A 16,465-nucleotide genomic window follows, 5' to 3' on the forward strand; every position below is an offset into this window, starting at 1 on the left:
TATCCAATGCTCGACAGGATCATCGCTTTCTCGGTTGCCAATAAGCTCATTGTAGGGCTGCTGGTGCTTGTGCTCATTGGCTACGGCAGCTACGAGCTCACCCGCCTGCCGGTCGACGCGGTGCCCGACATTACCAACAACCAGGTACAGGTGATCACCATCGCGCCTTCTTTCGGAGCGACCGATATTGAAAGGCTCGTCACGTTTCCCATCGAGCAGGCCAACAGCAATATTGCCGGTCTGAAAGAAATCCGCAGTTTCTCCCGTTTCGGTCTTTCCCTGGTCACGATCGTCTTTGAGGACGACGTAGATGTGTACTGGGCACGCCAGCAGGTCTCCGAGCGCATCGGCAAGATACAATCGCAGATTCCCCAGGGGATCGGCAGCCCGGAGTTAGGCCCAATCAGCACGGGGCTGGGCGAGATTTACCAGTATGTGGTGCGCGCCCGGCAGGGTTATGAGCACCGCTACGACGAAACCCAGCTTCGCACGATTCAGGACTGGATCGTCAGAAGGCAACTACTTGGCGTGAAGGGGGTCGCCGAGGTAAGCAGCTTTGGTGGCAAACTCAAACAGTATTCGATTGAGGTGGATCCGGCCAAACTCCTTTCGATGGGCCTGAACATCAATGACGTATTTGCTGCCTTACAGGAAAATAATGCCAATACCGGCGGAGCTTATATTGAAAAGGGTTCTTCGGTGCTCTATATCCGCAGCGAAGGGCTTGTAGAAAGCCTGCAAGATATAGGAAGCATCGCTGTGAGAAATCTGGCAGACGGACAGCCGGTTTTCATCCGTGATGTTGCAGAAGTAAAGCCCGGCTTTGCGACGCGCTACGGGGCTATCTGTTACAATGATCAGGGCGAAGTCTCAGGTGCCGTCGTAATGATGCTCAAAGGAGCTAACAGCAGCGAGGTAATCCGTGCGGTGAAGCAGCGTGTAGCTCAGATCCAGAAGACGCTTCCCGAAGGGGTGGTGATCGAGCCCTTTCTGGATCGGAGCAAAATGGTCAACAATGCGATCGGAACTGTTGAAAAAAACTTGTTGGAAGGCGCTTTGATCGTTGTCTTCGTGCTTGTGCTATTTCTGGGAAACCTCAGGGCAGGTCTGCTGGTCGCCTCGGTGATTCCGCTCGCAATGCTTTTTGCCGTCATCATGATGAACAGCTTCGGAGTCAGCGGCAACTTAATGAGCCTTGGTGCATTGGATTTTGGTCTGATTGTCGACGGCGCCGTTATCATTGTCGAAGCAGTGATGCATCAAATCGCGCAAAGAGGCCATTTCTCAGGTACCGACCGGCTCACCCAAGCCCAAATGGACGAGCAGGTCAAGGATTCGGCAGACCGTATGATGAATAGCGCTGTATTCGGGCAGATGATTATTTTAATTGTATACCTACCCATATTCACCTTGCAGGGAATAGAGGGAAAGATGTTTAAACCGATGGCGCAAACGGTGGCTTTTGCATTGCTAGGGGCATTCCTGCTTTCAATAACCTATATTCCCATGATGAGCGCAGTGTTTTTGAGCAAAAAAGTCGGCCAAAGGCGCAACTGGTCGGACAGGATGATGGACAGCATCTCTGAAGGCTACCTGGTTATGCTTGAAAAGCTGCTGCGTTTGCCCAGACTTGTCATGACTTCAGCGTCACTGCTTTTCGCGGCGGCGATCTTTACGCTCACCACTCTTGGAGGCGAATTTATACCTGCATTGGAAGAGGGGGATTTTGCCGTCGACACGCGTGTGCTCACAGGCAGCAGCCTTACGACCACTATCGCAAATACGACCAAAGCAGCACATATTCTTAAAACCCGCTTCCCGGAGGTCGAAAAAGTGGTTACTAAAATCGGCAGTGGTGAAGTCCCTACCGACCCGATGCCGATGGAAGCCAGCGATATGATGGTGATCCTGAAAGATAAAAGCCAGTGGAGCTCGGCAAGCAGCTTCCCTGAACTTTCGGAAAAAATGGGCCGGGCATTGCGGGAAGTGCCCGGGTTGACGGCTGGGTTTCAATATCCGGTGCAAATGCGTTTCAATGAGCTGATGACCGGCGCGCGGCAGGATGTGGTTTGTAAAATATTCGGGGAAGACCTGGACACGTTGGCACTGTACGCAGCCCGACTTGGCAGGCTTGTCAACCAGGTCGAAGGGACGCGGAACCTATACATCGAAGCCGTCTCGGGCCTGCCGCAGGTGGTAATCCGCTACAACCGCAACACCATTGCCCAGTTCGGCCTGACGATCGGGGCGGTGAACCGCATCGTAAACACAGCGCTGGCCGGGCAAAGTGCAGGAATGGTTTTCGAGGGAGAAAAGCGCTTCGACCTGGTCGTCAGGCTCAGCCCATCTCAAAAAAGAAACCTGGCCCAGATCCGCGATTTGCTCGTGCCTACTCCGGGCGGCAGTCAGGTCCCACTTTCCCAGCTTGCCGACATCCGCATCGTCACCGGCCCCAACCAAATCCAGCGGGAGGACGCCAAGCGACGCATCGTAGTTGGCTTCAATGTCGCGGGCCGCGACGTACAAGGCATTGTAAACGAGCTCCAGACCAAAGTCGGCAAAAGCCTGCACTTACCGGCCGGTTATTATATTGCCTATGGCGGGGCCTTCGAAAACCTGAACGCAGCCAAAGGACGGTTGATGATCGCGGTTCCCGTATCGCTGGTGCTGATTTTTGTGCTCCTTTATTTTGCATTCAATTCCGTGCGCGACGGGCTGCTGATTTTCTCGGCCATTCCATTATCGGCGATCGGAGGCATCTTCCTGCTTGCTTTGCGCGGAATGCCGTTCAGTATCAGTGCGGGAATAGGCTTCATTGCGTTGTTCGGCGTAGCGGTACTTAACGGGATTGTACTGGTAGCCGAATTCAACCGCATTCGCAAAGCCGGTGAAGGCCACATTCAAAAGGCCATACTGGAGGGTGCCAGCCATAGGCTCCGCCCGGTTCTGATGACCGCATTTGTTGCCTCCCTGGGCTTTTTACCAATGGCGGTCAGCAATGGCGCGGGAGCCGAGGTACAACGGCCCCTGGCTACGGTTGTGATTGGCGGCCTGCTGGTCGCCACGGCGTTGACATTATTTGTTTTGCCGGTTCTTTATATGGTCTTCGAAAACCGGTTTCACCTCAAAGCCGGGACAGCAATCCTGTTGATTCTGGGTTGGTTACTTGCACCCAGCCAGGCCCGGGCTCAGAAGCAGATCGGTTTGGGAACAGCCATTGACCTGGCCGTTAGAGACAATAGCCAGCTGAAAAGCGAAAAGTTAAGGACTGATTATCATAAGATGCTTCTAAAAACGGCCGTAAACCTGCCCCAAACCGTTGTCAGCATAGAGGCAGGCCAAATCAACAGTGCTTACACCGATACACGTTTTGCATTATCCCAATCCGTGTTTCTGCCCGTAGTTTATCAGCGGCAGCGCTCCCTTCTGGAACAGGAATTTGAGGCGGGCGTGCTGCACGCGTCAGCTACCGCGCTGGATCTCCGGCGCAATGTCACACAGCAATTTTACAGATTGCTTTATCTCAGACAAAAAGCCCGGCTTCTGGGTTCGCTTGATAGCCTATTCACTACGGTATCCGCGCGCGCTGCCGAGCGCCTGTCGCGGGGAGAGGCTAACGTGCTGGAAAAAACAAGCATTGAAATGCAGCTAGGTCAAATCCGGCAACAGCGCTGGCAGCTGGAAGCTGATCACACACTGGCGCTAATAGCATTCAATCTGCTGATAAACGGGGCAGAAACATATGAACCGCAAGACGGCCCGCTTATTTTTCCTACCGCCGGGTATGCAGATACTTCCAAATTATTATCGCACCCTTACATGCAGCTGACCGACCGGCAACAAAACATTGCCGGAGCAGCTGTTGCAGTAGAGAAAGCGCGGCTTCTCCCGGAATTAAGTTTAACCTACAATAATATGAGCATGCGCGGAACCGGTGCTGACAACAAGGTCTACAATGGCTGGCCTCGCTTCCAGGCTGCGCAGGTTGGAATAGGCATTCCTGTTTTCGCGGGTGCACAAAAGGCACGTATCGCCGCAGCGAAGATCGCCGGGCAGGCGGCCCGGCAACAATATCAGAGCCAGTACCGGCAGTTTGCGGCCCGGTATATGGCAGCATTAACAAGCTACCGCCAGCTGCTGGAACGCGTGGGCTACTATCGGAATTCGGCCGTGCCCAATGCCGAGTTGGTTGCCCTGACGGCCACCCGCCAACTTCAAGAAGGTCAGATCAATTACCTGGAATGGAGCCAGCTGATTGCCCAGGCCACTTCCGTCAAAAGCGAATACCTCGATACAATCGCCAATCTGAACCAAAATGCCATTGAACTGGACTATTTCCTTATCCAATAAGTAAACGATGGATATCAAATTTCTGCTTTACACTACCCTGGGCATCATGCTGGGCTCATGCACAGCGAAAACGGCGGTTGAAGAATCTTCCTCCCAAGTGCCAACGACAGAAAATGTTGCGAAACTGACCCCTGAACAAATTCGCAACGCGGGCATCGTGACCGCCCTTCCCAAAGTTTGGCCGGTTTCTTCCGTATTACGCCTTAACGGTAAGATCGATGTGCCACCACAAAATATGATCTCGGTCAGCGCGCCACTGGGCGGATATCTGAAATCAACCAATCTGTTGCCCGGAATGCCCGTGCAGAAAGGGCAGGTACTGGCTGTATTGGAAGACCAGCAGTACATTCAGCTGCAAGAGGATTATTTGGTGGGCTGCGCCCGGATTAAATATCTGGAGACCGAATACGAGCGACAAAAGAGCCTTAACACCTCTAAGTCTGTGAGCGACAAAAACTTCCAGCAAGCCGAAGCCGATTTCCGGGCCCAACAGGCGGCGGTCAGCGCTCTGGCGGAAAAGCTCCGGCTGGTGGGAATCAACCCGCGCCAGACAAGCGCGGACCGGATCTCGCGCAGCGTCAAGGTTTGCTCCCCCATCTCCGGTTATGTGTCGCGGGTCAATGTCAACATCGGCAAGTACCTAACGCCCGCCGAGGTACTTTTCGAATTGATCAACCCACAGGACATCCACCTGGCCCTCAAGGTTTTTGAAAAGGATCTGGACAAAATCCACAAGGGCCAACAGGTGCTCGCATTTACCAATTCCAGGCCAGAAAGGAAGGTTCCCTGCGAGGTGATACTGGTCAGCAAAGATCTATCCGCCGAGCGCACAGCCGAAATTCATTGTCATTTTCAGAAATATGAGCCTGATCTGATGCCTGGCACATTCATGAACGCGGAACTTGCAATGGACTCACGAAATGCCACCATTCTGCCCGACGACGCCATCGTCACCTTTGAAGGGAAAGAATACATTTTTATTCCCGGAAAAGAAGGATTTGCGATGACAGCCGTTCAGACGGGCACTAGTGAAAACGGCGTGACCGAAATCCTAAGCCCTACCGGTCTGGAAGAAACGCTCTGCGTTACGAAAGGTGCTTATTCATTACTGATGTTTCTCAAAAACAAATCTGATCAGTAACCCTCTCATGCGTGCTTTTCTATTTTTGTCTTGCCTTTCCACATTCGTTGCCGCCCAGACGCTTACCAGCCTGACTCAGGACAGCGCAGTTGTTGTCAGCCCTCGTGATTTTATTTTCAACGACTTTACGCTCCTGCCTCCCTGATCATCTAAGTTGGCCCTGTGTTGCCACCGGTGTGATCACGTCATCCGGGGCCCGATAAGCAGGAAACGCATCCAGGATCTTTGCTACCGCTGACCGGATGACAACATCTGGGTTCTTCCCATCATCAAATACTACTTCTATGACCGCCACCGCCCATCCACGCCAGATCAGCCTGCTGGCCTGCGCCTGCCACACATCGAGGATCAGTGTCGCCTCCCGGTATCGAAACAGGTTATCACGCGGCGTCATCCAATAGTCGCCATACAGATAGCCATATGGGTCGGGAAGCAGCATGGACTGTTCATCAATGCGTATATCATAGCGTAATGTCAAATCGGATGTGTCCGCTCCAAGTAAATAGCCCTTTGCGGTCAGAAGATCGTTAACAGCCTGCTTGATGCGGCAGTCGTTTAACTGGTTGAAATAAACCGGATTCATATTCCAGGCCGTGCTGTCAGCTTTCGCCCACCGGAAGGTGTGGTACTGGCTGACAGGCAAGCTTCTGTCAACATCGTGATAAACCCGAATTTGCGGACTGCATCCGATGAAAAAAATTCCAAGTATTGCCAGCGTCATCCTCATAGCATCAAAAGAAAAACTGATATGAACATAAAATTAAAGATCAGGGCCCAGCCCAAACATGAGCAAAATCAGTATACCATACCTCTATCGGTCATCCTTTACGGTACTGTTTGTCAATAACTTGCAGACAATTCAGCTAACCACATCATTTTAAGCGAGCAGCATATGAAAAAGATCCTTATCCCTTTTGACTTCTCTGCCCTTTCTGTGTCCGCACTCCGGTTCGCGCTCGATCTGGCCGAGGCCGCCCAAGGCGAGGTAACAGCCCTTCATGTGGTGAATATGACCCCGGCTTATCTGGAGAGCCTGGACCCGAATGGGTACCCTATCGGCTCGGCCTCAATACTATCAGAATTGGGCCGGCAGGCAACTTTGGATTTCGCGCGGGTAAGGGGCGAGCTGAAAACGCAGCTTGAACCTGGTTTTCGCGTAGAACAGGGATTGCTGCATCAGATCGTGATCAAAACCGTTCACGAAACCCAGGCTGATCTGATCGTGATGGGAACAAACGGAAGCAGCGGCATTACGGAGCTGATGCTGGGTTCTAATACCGAAAAGGTAGTCAGGATGGCGCCCATACCGGTCATTTCAATACATAAGGGCCAAAAGATCAATCAAATCCGCAATATCATCTTCCCGACAACGATCGATCTGGACCAGCACCGGTTCATATGGCAGATCAGGGCGTTACAAATATTTTTTAAAGCGCAACTGCACCTGCTTTATGTGAAGACGCCCGATTGCAAGGAAACGGATAAAGCGCTGACAGCCAAGCTCGAACAGCTGGCGGCATACTATGATCTCAAAGATTTTACGGTACATGTTACCCACGCCGCCTCAGAAGAAAAAGGGGTGCTCAGATTCGCTTCCCGCATACCGGGCTCAATGGTCGCGATGGCCACCCACGGCTATACCGGGCTGACCCACCTGATGCTGGGAAGCATCGCGGAAAATGTCATCAACCATACCCATGAACCTGTGTGGACTTGCAGACTTTCCGAGCATATCTAAAACCAAATGCATAACCAACCTAAGCTAAATCAATAAGTGCCGCAGATAACCCTGCGGCACTTACATTTGCCCCGAATGCATTACTTAATTTCCACTTGCCCGCACGCGTGAACGATCAACCAAAATACACCGGGCTTACCTTGGAGCAAGTTGAAGCCTCCCGTAAGCAGCATGGGCAGAATCTGCTCAAAAAGCAACATTCATCCCGGCTGCTGTCTGTTTTGCAGGCTGCGGCAGCCGAACCCATGCTATTACTGCTGGTAGGTGCGGCAGTCATTTATTTTATCATGGGATCCACGCGCGAAGGGATCATTATGTTGGTGGCAATCCTACTGGTCGCTGCTATTTCGATCGTGCAGGACACCAGGACGCGAAAGGCATTGGTCAGTCTCGAAAACTTCACCAGTCCGGCCTACCGAGTCTTGCGCGGCAGTGAATGGGCGTCTCTGAAAAGTGAAGAATTGGTGGTGAACGACATAGTGGAATTAGAAGAAGGAACGATGGTGCCGGCGGACGCCGCCCTAGTTTCGACGGACGACTTCACCGTCAATGAGTCGATTCTGACCGGAGAATCGGTACCGGTTTACAAAGTACCCGATGAGCTTTCCGGGCAAATATTTGCAGGCACGCAGGTCAGTTCGGGCCAGGCAATCTGCCGTATTACCGCCGTTGGCAACGCTACCCGGCTTGGGCAAATCGGCAAAAGCATCGAGACGATAGCCCCTGAAAAGTCAGCATTGCAGATTCAGATCAAGCGACTGGTCAGAGATATGGCGACGGTCGGTGGAATCATTTTTGTGGCTATATGGGTCATTCGGTTCGTCCGCTCGGGGGACCTGCCGGCAAGTTTTTTAGGGGCGCTGACGCTGGCGATGAGCATTCTTCCGGAAGAAATCCCGGTTGCTTTCACCACATTCATGGCTCTTGGCGCCTACCGGCTCATGAAAAAGGGGATTATCGTCAAGCGAATGCAAACTGTCGAAGCCCTTGGCAGTGCTACCGTTATCTGTACGGACAAAACCGGTACTTTGACGGAAAATACCATGTCGCTTTCAGGGATTTTTTTGCTTAACGGGCGGCATTTGATCACCGACTTTTCCGTCTTGCCGGCTGATGCGATAGAGTTGCTTTATCACGCCGCGCTGGCAAGCGAAATAAAGCCGTTTGATCCGATGGAGGCCGAGCTGCACCGCAAGTTCGAAACCTGGTCCCCTACTCATATGCCTGCATACACAGGGCTAACTATGCTACGGGGATATCCGCTGGAAGGTAAGCCACCCATGATGACCCACGTCTGGGAGAGCAAGGATGGCCAGCGCATTATCGCCGTGAAGGGCGCGCCGGAAGCGTTGATCAATGCGGCTGCCCTTTCTGTTGAAGACAAGACCGGTTTGTTAACTGCCATCGATGTTTTTGCTTCGAACGGATTCAGGGTATTGGCCGTAGGAAAATCCGATTTTCAAGGTACCGACCTACCCGAAAGCCAGCAAAGGCTGCCGTTTCAAATCCTTGGCCTGGTAGCATTTTACGATCCTGCCAAAGCCGGGATGAAAAACGTTATGCAGGCTTTCTATCAAGCCGGCGTGCAAGTCAAGATCCTGACCGGGGACAATCCATTAACGACAAGCTACATTGCCCGGCAAATCGGGCTCCAACACCCCGAGCGCATCATGACCGGCGAGCAGATCATGGCCCTGGACGATCACGGCTTATCAGAAACAGTAGGATCCACGACCATATTTGCGCGGATGTTTCCCCAAGCCAAACTCCGCGTGATCCGGGCATTAAAAGCGCAGGGTGAAATCGTTGCGATGACCGGAGATGGGGTCAACGACGGGCCTGCCCTGAAAGCGGCCGATATTGGAATCGCGATGGGGCGAAAAGGAACGGAAATTGCCCGGCAGGCTTCGAGCCTGATCCTGCTCAACGATGATCTGGCCGGTATGGTCAGCGCCATCGAAGGCGGAAGGCGCATTTATATCAATCTCCGAAATGCGATCCGGTACATTGTTGCGGTCCATACGCCACTGATTCTGCTTGTATTTCTGCCGCTGGCATTCAACTGGACCTACCCGGTCATCTTCGATCCGGTGCACATCATATTTTTTGAGCTGATTATGGGGCCGACCTGCTCGATTGTCTATGAGAATGAGCCGGCGCGAAATGGGCTTTTACAGGAAAAACCCCGACCCGTCACGGCCAGACTTTTTGGCTTGCGCGAACTGACGCTGAGCCTTTTGCAAGGACTTTCCATCGCAGCGGCGCTGTTGCTTATCTACCGGATCGCATTGAACAGCGGGCAGCAGGAGTCAGCCACCCGTGCAATGATCTTTATCGGAATGATTTCAGCTAACATTGCACTGACCATTACCAACCGTCCCACTAAAAAAGGCCTTGCAGGGATTTTCAAAGACCCCAACAACCTGATGTTCTATGTCCCGGCCGCCACCATTACGCTCACTTTCCTGCTATTTCTGATCCCAGCCGTCTCGGCGCTATTTCGGCTCTCCATACCTGACGCTAACAGCATACTTTTGAGCATTGGCTTCGGCGTGGTATCTGTTGTATGGTTTGAAATTTACAAACTGTTTCAGCCTGACTCAAAAAAACGGATTAACCCGGGCGATCGAAATCCTGATACAGATCATATTCCACGGTAAGCCTCGTCAACCTTTTTTACCCCACATAGCGCTTATTTTAAGGAAGTTAAAATAATCAGACAACCTCAAAGTCGGTGCTATGGATTCGCTCAAATTCCTTGACATGGCCTCCTGGGCCTTTTATCTGACCTGCAATGGGCTGGCTATATTCCTGATCTGGATCGGCAAAACCCGGCCGTCGGTGGCGCGTATCGTTCTTTTCCTGATATTTCTTTTTGCTGCGGGCGTCAATGCATATATCGCCCTGGATGCACCCTGGAGCTACCAGGACTTTGCGGACAGTGCCATGCCAGTCTACAAACAGTTCATTTTGGGCGCCTTTGTTCCTATTATCACACCGATGGTACTCACAATAGCCGCCTGCCAACTCCTGATCGCTCTTGCCATGACCCAAACCGGCCAGGTATTTCAAACAGGCGGCTGGGCGGGAATCATCTTCTGCATCGCTATCGCCCCGCTAGGGCTATATGCAGCCTTCCCGATGCCTTTGCTGCTTGCATGGGCGATTTTCCGTGTGATCAGGGCCGATGGTGCTCGGTCGCGCCTTTCAACCCATGCGCAGAATTTACAATAAAAACTGCGCCGCCCTCAGGACATTACCAATACTGTCAGGCGATCTCAAACCAGCCCTCACTGCAAAAGCGTTCGCGTCCGACCGACCAGGTAAGCCGGGCCAGCCAGAAGCCTTTGGCAAATTGGCGGGTTGAAATACTTACCCTCGGGCCGTTTTCCGGCGCAAGCGGCAGGGTAAGCCCCTCGTCGGTCGATTGACGAGTAAAGGTCACTTCCGCCTTAATAAAGTAAAGGGGAAGCACGAATGTCACTTTTTCTTGTTCTGCCTGGTAAGTCATAGTAGTAAGGTTTAATGTGGTATTAATTGCTGCCTGTGCCCGAGCGGACAAGTAAAAACAGGTATTTGGGCGTGATTGACAACATCCGCGGCGATGCTCGGCCGGAACATATGGGCGGGGTCGGGATTTGTCATTGTAGGGATTGCAATCATATCGGCGCCGATCTGCCCTGCATATGCGATAACACCGTTGGCGACCTCCTCCGCATTTACAACAGCGCTTACACAATGGGCAAGCCCCAACTTCCGGTTACATTCAGCAAGCAAATCCACGGTTGCCTGCTGCCCCCGGGTCTGGTCGGTTTTCACATATAAAAGATGAAACCGCGCGTTAAAAAATCCGGATAGTATTGCCAAACAGTCTCGCAATTCATCAGGATTACGATCAATGTCGACCGGTACGACAATGGTGCTTAATCCGTCGAGGCGCGGGCGTTGGCCAATGGCAAACACAGGGACTGGCGAAACCCGCACGATCTTCTCGGCATGCGAACCGACAAATACGCCTTCCCATCCTCTGGCACCCCTGGTGCCGACTACGATCAGGTCTATTTGCATTGAGGCAACCACTTCCAGGACCGTGTTTACGAACCGTCCTTGCGCTTCAAGCACGGTGATTTTAGCATCAGCCGGAAAAGTTGCAAAACATTTCTCTAGTTGGTCCCGATCTTTCTGCGTGATTACCTGGGGCTGCATGGGATCCTGGACGGTAAGGACAAAGACCTCAACGGGCCGCCTCCAATCGAAAGTGGCGCAAGCTTGAAGCGCTTGCCTGCAAACCTGTGAATAATCACTGGGAATCAGGATTCTGAACATCGCGGCCGAATCTGTCATAAAACTAATGATTTGCCTGCCGTGGGTAAGTAAGATTATTGGTTATCCGGTAAACGCCAGTCACATTCTCAACACGGGACTGAACCAGGTCCCGGTCAGCCTCAAAGTCGACATGACCATCCAGAAATACCCAGCCGTCATGAATGCTCACATGAATAGCATGATCGTTGATGCGGACATCACGCGCAAGAATACTGCTGATCTGCTCAGCGATAGCAAGATCGGGGATACAGGTTGTCATAACAGATCGGGCTATTGGTTTACACTAACTTATTGCATTACATATGTCCAGACGGGCTCTGTGAGGTGGTTGACCACATCCTCGGCGACACTACCTTCGGTGATATGGGCCAGGCCTTTATGGCCGTGGGTGCCCATAGCGATGATTGAATTGGGTATGCGGCGTGCGTATTTCAAAATACCCTGCTCGATGTTCAGTCCGCGGCTCACGTGAACGGTGTAATTTTTTAAATCATAAAAAAGGGCGTAGTCTTCCAGTTTCTGCTGGGCCTCCTGATCGGACTCGAGACTAAAGGGGAAACCGTTGATATATAGCAAATGGATGACTGCGCCGAACAAGGTCTGAAGTTCTTTGATTTGCTTGACCAATGGCTTCTGGTCTAATTCCATGTTCGTGGGAAAAATGATATTTTTAACCTGCTCCATATGGAACGGGCCATGCACCGCCATCACGGGTACAGCTGACGCACGAACGATTTTTTCGGTATGAGATCCGATAAAAAACGCCTTCAAACCCGAGGCGCCGTCGGTACCCATCATCACCAGGTCTATTTTCTCCCTTTTAATCACATCACCGATCACATCGTTTACATAGCCGGTTTCCAGCAGCAGCTCGGCGCGGGCGGGGCCACGAAGGCTCTTGTTTTTCATTTTCTCAAATTCCTTCTCGCTGTATTCCATCCATTCGTCGATCCTTGATATCGGATCGACCGCCGTATAAGGTTGTCCGGGCATGCCGTTCCCAAAAATTGTCGGCGCCTGCATTACCCTTAATACCAGAACGTGACCGCCCGTAGCCGCGGCCATTTCAACGGCGAACTCAAATGCATGCTTTGCCGCTGCCGAAAAATCACAAGGAACAAGTATTCGTCTCATAAGCTTGGTGTTAAGATGTGACAGCGCCGCCCTTGATGGCTATACGCTTGCTCTAAATTAGTCTTTCTCCTGTGTGAGTGCGATGACAGTCCGCAGCACGAAACATGATATTGCTCACTGCCGAGCGCGCTTTTTCCCGCGACGGAAGAAGCTCACTTTCAAAAAGTCAGCTGTGATGATGTAAGCAATCAGAATGCCGCCGATCCAAGACAATTCCTCCCCAGACATGAAGGCAAGACCCATCACGCCGGCCAATGGGGAAATCGGGAGCAGCAGCGTAAAAATCAGCGCACCGAGCGTGAGCCAAATCAGAACTTTTGAGGGTTTGCTATTCAGAAATGGCCCTTGCGTCCGAACGATAAGCAGGATGAGAAGTTCTGTGATAACCGATTCCAGAAACCAGCCTGTACGGAAAGCTGCCCCTGTCAGGTGCAGTTTATAATACAGCACATAAAAGGTCACAAAGTCAAAAAAGGAGCTGTGAAGTCCAAAAACGACCATAAAGCGCCGAATAAGGGCCATGCTCCATTTTCCTGGCCTGGCACTCTGCCCAGGATCGACCGCGTCAGAAGCAATGGCAAGCGCCGGAAAGTCGGTAATGAAATTGGTTAACAATATCTGTTTGGGGAGCATTGGAAGAAATGGCAGCAGCAACGACGCGCCCGCAACGCTGAACATATTGCCAAATGTGGCGCCGGTACTGATGAAAATATACTTCATCGAGTTCGCAAAAGACTTTCTGCCTTCCAGAATACCGTCTGCCAGCACGGAAAGGTCTTTTTCCATCAATACAAAATCGGCAGCTTGCTTGGCCACATCGACCGCGTTGTGGGTGGAGATCCCTGCATCGGCCGCATTGATCGCAGCCACATCGTTTATCCCATCACCAATGTAAGCAGTTACTGCCCCCGCCTGGCGGAGCGCTTTAACAATGCGGACTTTCTGGTGGGGCTCGATCTGGGCATAAACGGCGATGCCCAAAGCCCGCTGCTGAAAGGCCTCCGGCGAAAGCTCATCGAGCTCTGCGCCCGTCAGCACGCGGTCGGATGCAATGCCGAGTTTTTGGGCAATATGCATGGCGGCAAAGCGGTTATCGCCCGTAATAATTTTTACCGATACACCCAGACCCATCAGTCTGTGCATCGAGCCAAGGCTGGAAGCTTTCAAAGGGTCTTCCAGCAGCAGATAACCGGCAAAAGACATTTCGCTTTCATCGCCGCGGGCAATGTGGGCAAGCGTGGTCTGTCTGATGGCGATGCCCAATACACGGTATCCCTGCTCGGAATAGGCCTGATACCGTTGAAAGAGCAGTAGTCGGCGTGCCTGGTCCAGATCAACGCCGCAGCCTTTACCATCGAGCACCTTCGAACAGACTTCAAGAATATTTTCAAAGGCACCTTTGCTGATCATCAGGTTTCCATCCTGATGGCCGGCAAGTACCGTCAGCCGTTTTCTGATAAAATCATACGGAACTTCGTTCAGCCGCATATACCCTTGTACGTTCATAGGCACCTGTATGAGCGCCTGATCTATCGGGTTGGCAAAACCCTGCTGCATAAGGGCATTCAGGTAGGCATACAAATGCAGCTGCTTCCGGGAATTTCCCTCTGCGTCCACCGCGTCGCAAACCCGGACAATGCCCTCTGTGACTGTTCCGGTTTTATCGGTGCAAAGCACGGTCACCTCCCCCAGGTTAAAGATCGAAGAAAGCTTTTTGACGATCACTTTGCGCTGCATCATACGCGCGGCGGCAGAGGACATGGACACAGTCATGATAGCCGGAAGCAGCTCTGGCGCCATTCCCACTGCCAGCGCTAGCGAGAAAAGCACAGAGTCGATCAGCGGCTTCCCAAAATAAACGTTGACTGCCAGGATCACCAAGGTCAGCACAGTAGTAATCTGCAAAAGGAAATAGCCAAAACCGCGTATTCCGTGCTCAAAAGCTGTTTCAGATGTCTCCGACAGGCTTTCGCGCAACTTGCCAAAGACGGTGTGCACCCCCGTGCGGACAACCAGCGCCCTACCCGTCCCGCTGATCACGCTGGTGCCTTGCCAAAGGCAATTAAAGCTATCTGAAAGCGCTGTCTGGCCGGTGAGCTGTCCCGCCATTTTTTCTGCCGGAAAGCTTTCACCGGTCAGACTGCTTTCATTCACATGCAGCTCGTTGCTATCGATGATGCGGCAGTCTGCGGGAATGATGTCGCCTGCCCGAAGCAGGACAAGATCCCCCGGCACGACATCTGCCGCATCGACAATCAGCTCGGCGTTATCGCGAAACACCCTGCTTTTTTGCGAGATCAGTTTTTGCAGTTTTTCAACTGCCCTACCCGCCTTGAACTCTTGCCAGAAACTCAGCAGCCCGCTTGCCAGAATGATACATCCGATGATCAATGTATCAGAAACCTCGCCCAAAAATGCCGACAAAACCACTGCAACCAGTAGCAGTAATACGAGCGGGCTTCGGAACTGATTGACCAGGATAGCCAATATCTTTCGCAGACTACCGGCAGGCCTGTGCCCATTTCTTCGTAGACTTTGCAGCCTGCTGGCGGCCTGACGGCCGTCAAGCCCGCCGCCGTCGGTTGCGAGTTGCTCGAATAGTTCGGGCAGGGCCGCCTCGCCAAGCCCTATTTCCAGTTGAGGATCGGCCAACCGCATACTGCTAAACGTACTTTGGATCATTTCAGGTGAAATTTGCCGGTAAAATTGGCCATTAAAATTCCGCACGATCATGATAGGCATCAGTTTTAAATCTGACCGTCACCAGCCCTGTCGGTCCATTACATTCCAAAACATTAGTCACGCTGCGGCATGATGCAAATCATAAAACTATCCAGTGCAGCGCTGGAAATTTGGGATGTAAAACCACGAAGATCTGTTGAAAACAAAAGGTGTATCCCATGAGAAAAATTCTCGTTCCAATCGATTTCTCGGAGAATGCAGAAAAGGCGCTCTCATTCGCCATTCGAATCGCTGATAAAACCAGGGCGCGACTGCTTGTCCTTTATGTATATCATCCCTATATCGATAACATCGCATTGCCGGAATATACCGGCTCGCTGGAGATATACAAGGAGCTGGAAGACTCCTACCGCGAGAAGCTTGCCGAAGCTGTCGCGCTCGCACGGCACAAGGGGCTCCGTGCGGAGGGTATTTGGGAAACCGGCGGAACGCAGCCGGCGATCCTTCATCAGGCTCAAAAGAATCAGGTGGACCTGATCGTGATGGGCAGGACCGGGCAAGGCGGCTTTCTGGATAAATTACTTGGTTCAAATAGCGCAGCCATTGCCACAGATGCTGATTGTGCCGTGCTGGTTATTCCACCAACGGCGGTCGATGCCGATTTCAAAAATATCGTGTACGCCACCCAGCTGGAATTCGATGAAAAGCCGGTGTTGGCGCAGGCAATCGGGCTCGCACGTCAGCTGAAAGCACGCATTACTTTTTTGAAGATCAATTCCGATCAGCAGCTAAACATTCAGTCTGACACCCAGTATATTCAGGAGATGAAGTCATTCTTTGGCATTCCATCAGAAGATATCATTATCCGCAGTGCCGATAGCGTCATTGATGGCCTTCAAGCATATTGCCACCAGGCACATGCTGATATGCTGGTCATGTGTAAGCGTGACAGGAATTTGCTACAACTGCTTCTGAATGGCGCGAGCCTTACCCGCAAGCTGTCGCTTGTCACTGATACACCGCTACTGGTCTGTCATTTGAAAAAAGAAGTCAGCCAATAGATCGCTCAAAGGGTTCTGCCGTCCTGCATACGA

Annotated in this window: 12 protein-coding genes; 6 read left to right on the forward strand and 6 right to left on the reverse strand. The window is 52.1% G+C overall.

The window, feature by feature from the left end; translation table 11 throughout:
- Positions 1-6: 6 nt before the first annotated feature.
- Positions 7-4,350 carry a CusA/CzcA family heavy metal efflux RND transporter gene (locus AAHB90_RS28690; RefSeq protein ID WP_342088724.1) on the forward strand — a complete coding sequence of 1,448 codons (4,344 nt, stop codon included), beginning with the start codon at positions 7-9 and terminating at the stop codon, positions 4,348-4,350.
- Between the two features lie 7 nt (positions 4,351-4,357).
- Positions 4,358-5,491, forward strand: coding sequence for an efflux RND transporter periplasmic adaptor subunit (locus tag AAHB90_RS28695; RefSeq protein ID WP_342088725.1), 1,134 nt, complete (start codon positions 4,358-4,360; stop codon positions 5,489-5,491).
- Positions 5,492-5,636: 145 nt separating this feature from the next.
- Here the strand turns inward: AAHB90_RS28695 and AAHB90_RS28700 are convergent, their stop codons facing one another.
- The gene (locus AAHB90_RS28700) at positions 5,637-6,212 is read right to left on the reverse strand and encodes a DUF4136 domain-containing protein (protein ID WP_342088726.1); all 576 of its coding nucleotides are present in this window, start codon (positions 6,210-6,212) and stop codon (positions 5,637-5,639) included.
- Between the two features lie 171 nt (positions 6,213-6,383).
- Here AAHB90_RS28700 and AAHB90_RS28705 point away from each other — a divergent pair, with 171 nt between their 5' ends.
- The 3 genes from AAHB90_RS28705 (at position 6,384) to AAHB90_RS28715 (ending at position 10,463) form a co-directional block, all read left to right on the forward strand.
- Complete coding sequence (locus AAHB90_RS28705) at positions 6,384-7,229, forward strand: universal stress protein (protein ID WP_342088727.1); 846 nt, start codon at positions 6,384-6,386, stop codon at positions 7,227-7,229.
- 107 nt (positions 7,230-7,336) lie between these two features.
- On the forward strand, positions 7,337-9,889 hold the full coding sequence (locus AAHB90_RS28710) for a cation-translocating P-type ATPase (RefSeq protein WP_342088728.1): 2,553 nt from the start codon (positions 7,337-7,339) through the stop codon (positions 9,887-9,889).
- 79 nt (positions 9,890-9,968) lie between these two features.
- Positions 9,969-10,463: a hypothetical protein gene (locus AAHB90_RS28715; protein ID WP_342088729.1), complete on the forward strand. Its 495-nt coding sequence runs from the start codon at positions 9,969-9,971 to the stop codon at positions 10,461-10,463.
- 34 nt (positions 10,464-10,497) lie between these two features.
- Here AAHB90_RS28715 and AAHB90_RS28720 read toward each other — a convergent pair whose 3' ends face one another.
- The 5 genes from AAHB90_RS28720 to mgtA all read right to left on the reverse strand — a co-directional run bounded on the left by AAHB90_RS28720 (position 10,498) and on the right by mgtA (position 15,371).
- Positions 10,498-10,740 carry a hypothetical protein gene (locus AAHB90_RS28720; RefSeq protein WP_342088731.1) on the reverse strand — a complete coding sequence of 81 codons (243 nt, stop codon included), beginning with the start codon at positions 10,738-10,740 and terminating at the stop codon, positions 10,498-10,500.
- Positions 10,741-10,751: 11 nt separating this feature from the next.
- Positions 10,752-11,573, reverse strand: a complete 822-nt coding sequence (locus AAHB90_RS28725; RefSeq protein ID WP_342088732.1) for a universal stress protein — start codon at positions 11,571-11,573, stop codon at positions 10,752-10,754.
- A gap of 4 nt (positions 11,574-11,577) precedes the next feature.
- Positions 11,578-11,814: a BON domain-containing protein gene (locus AAHB90_RS28730; RefSeq protein WP_342088733.1), complete on the reverse strand. Its 237-nt coding sequence runs from the start codon at positions 11,812-11,814 to the stop codon at positions 11,578-11,580.
- Between the two features lie 29 nt (positions 11,815-11,843).
- Positions 11,844-12,689, reverse strand: a complete 846-nt coding sequence (locus AAHB90_RS28735; RefSeq protein WP_342088734.1) for a universal stress protein — start codon at positions 12,687-12,689, stop codon at positions 11,844-11,846.
- 114 nt (positions 12,690-12,803) lie between these two features.
- The gene (gene mgtA, locus AAHB90_RS28740) at positions 12,804-15,371 is read right to left on the reverse strand and encodes a magnesium-translocating P-type ATPase (protein WP_342088735.1); all 2,568 of its coding nucleotides are present in this window, start codon (positions 15,369-15,371) and stop codon (positions 12,804-12,806) included.
- 218 nt (positions 15,372-15,589) lie between these two features.
- On the opposite strand from mgtA, the gene AAHB90_RS28745 reads away from it, so the two are divergent.
- Positions 15,590-16,432, forward strand: a complete 843-nt coding sequence (locus tag AAHB90_RS28745; RefSeq protein ID WP_342088736.1) for a universal stress protein — start codon at positions 15,590-15,592, stop codon at positions 16,430-16,432.
- The last annotated feature ends 33 nt before the right edge of the window (positions 16,433-16,465 follow it).

The sequence above is a fragment of the Dyadobacter sp. OTU695 genome (genome assembly GCF_038440355.1).
In the GTDB taxonomy this organism is placed as follows: Bacteria; Bacteroidota; Bacteroidia; order Cytophagales; family Spirosomataceae; genus Dyadobacter.

What these genes read in the sequence shown, in the direction of transcription:
- mgtA (WP_342088735.1), bottom strand. Translation starts at nt 15,371, where the DNA reads ATGATCCAAAGTACGTTTAGCAGTATGCGGTTGGCCGATCCTCAACTG.
- AAHB90_RS28695 (WP_342088725.1), top strand. Translation starts at nt 4,358, where the DNA reads ATGGATATCAAATTTCTGCTTTACACTACCCTGGGCATCATGCTGGGC.
- AAHB90_RS28730 (WP_342088733.1), bottom strand. Translation starts at nt 11,814, where the DNA reads ATGACAACCTGTATCCCCGATCTTGCTATCGCTGAGCAGATCAGCAGT.
- AAHB90_RS28745 (WP_342088736.1), top strand. Translation starts at nt 15,590, where the DNA reads ATGAGAAAAATTCTCGTTCCAATCGATTTCTCGGAGAATGCAGAAAAG.
- AAHB90_RS28735 (WP_342088734.1), bottom strand. Translation starts at nt 12,689, where the DNA reads ATGAGACGAATACTTGTTCCTTGTGATTTTTCGGCAGCGGCAAAGCAT.
- AAHB90_RS28725 (WP_342088732.1), bottom strand. Translation starts at nt 11,573, where the DNA reads ATGACAGATTCGGCCGCGATGTTCAGAATCCTGATTCCCAGTGATTAT.
- AAHB90_RS28690 (WP_342088724.1), top strand. Translation starts at nt 7, where the DNA reads ATGCTCGACAGGATCATCGCTTTCTCGGTTGCCAATAAGCTCATTGTA.
- AAHB90_RS28700 (WP_342088726.1), bottom strand. Translation starts at nt 6,212, where the DNA reads ATGACGCTGGCAATACTTGGAATTTTTTTCATCGGATGCAGTCCGCAA.
- AAHB90_RS28720 (WP_342088731.1), bottom strand. Translation starts at nt 10,740, where the DNA reads ATGACTTACCAGGCAGAACAAGAAAAAGTGACATTCGTGCTTCCCCTT.
- AAHB90_RS28705 (WP_342088727.1), top strand. Translation starts at nt 6,384, where the DNA reads ATGAAAAAGATCCTTATCCCTTTTGACTTCTCTGCCCTTTCTGTGTCC.
- AAHB90_RS28715 (WP_342088729.1), top strand. Translation starts at nt 9,969, where the DNA reads ATGGATTCGCTCAAATTCCTTGACATGGCCTCCTGGGCCTTTTATCTG.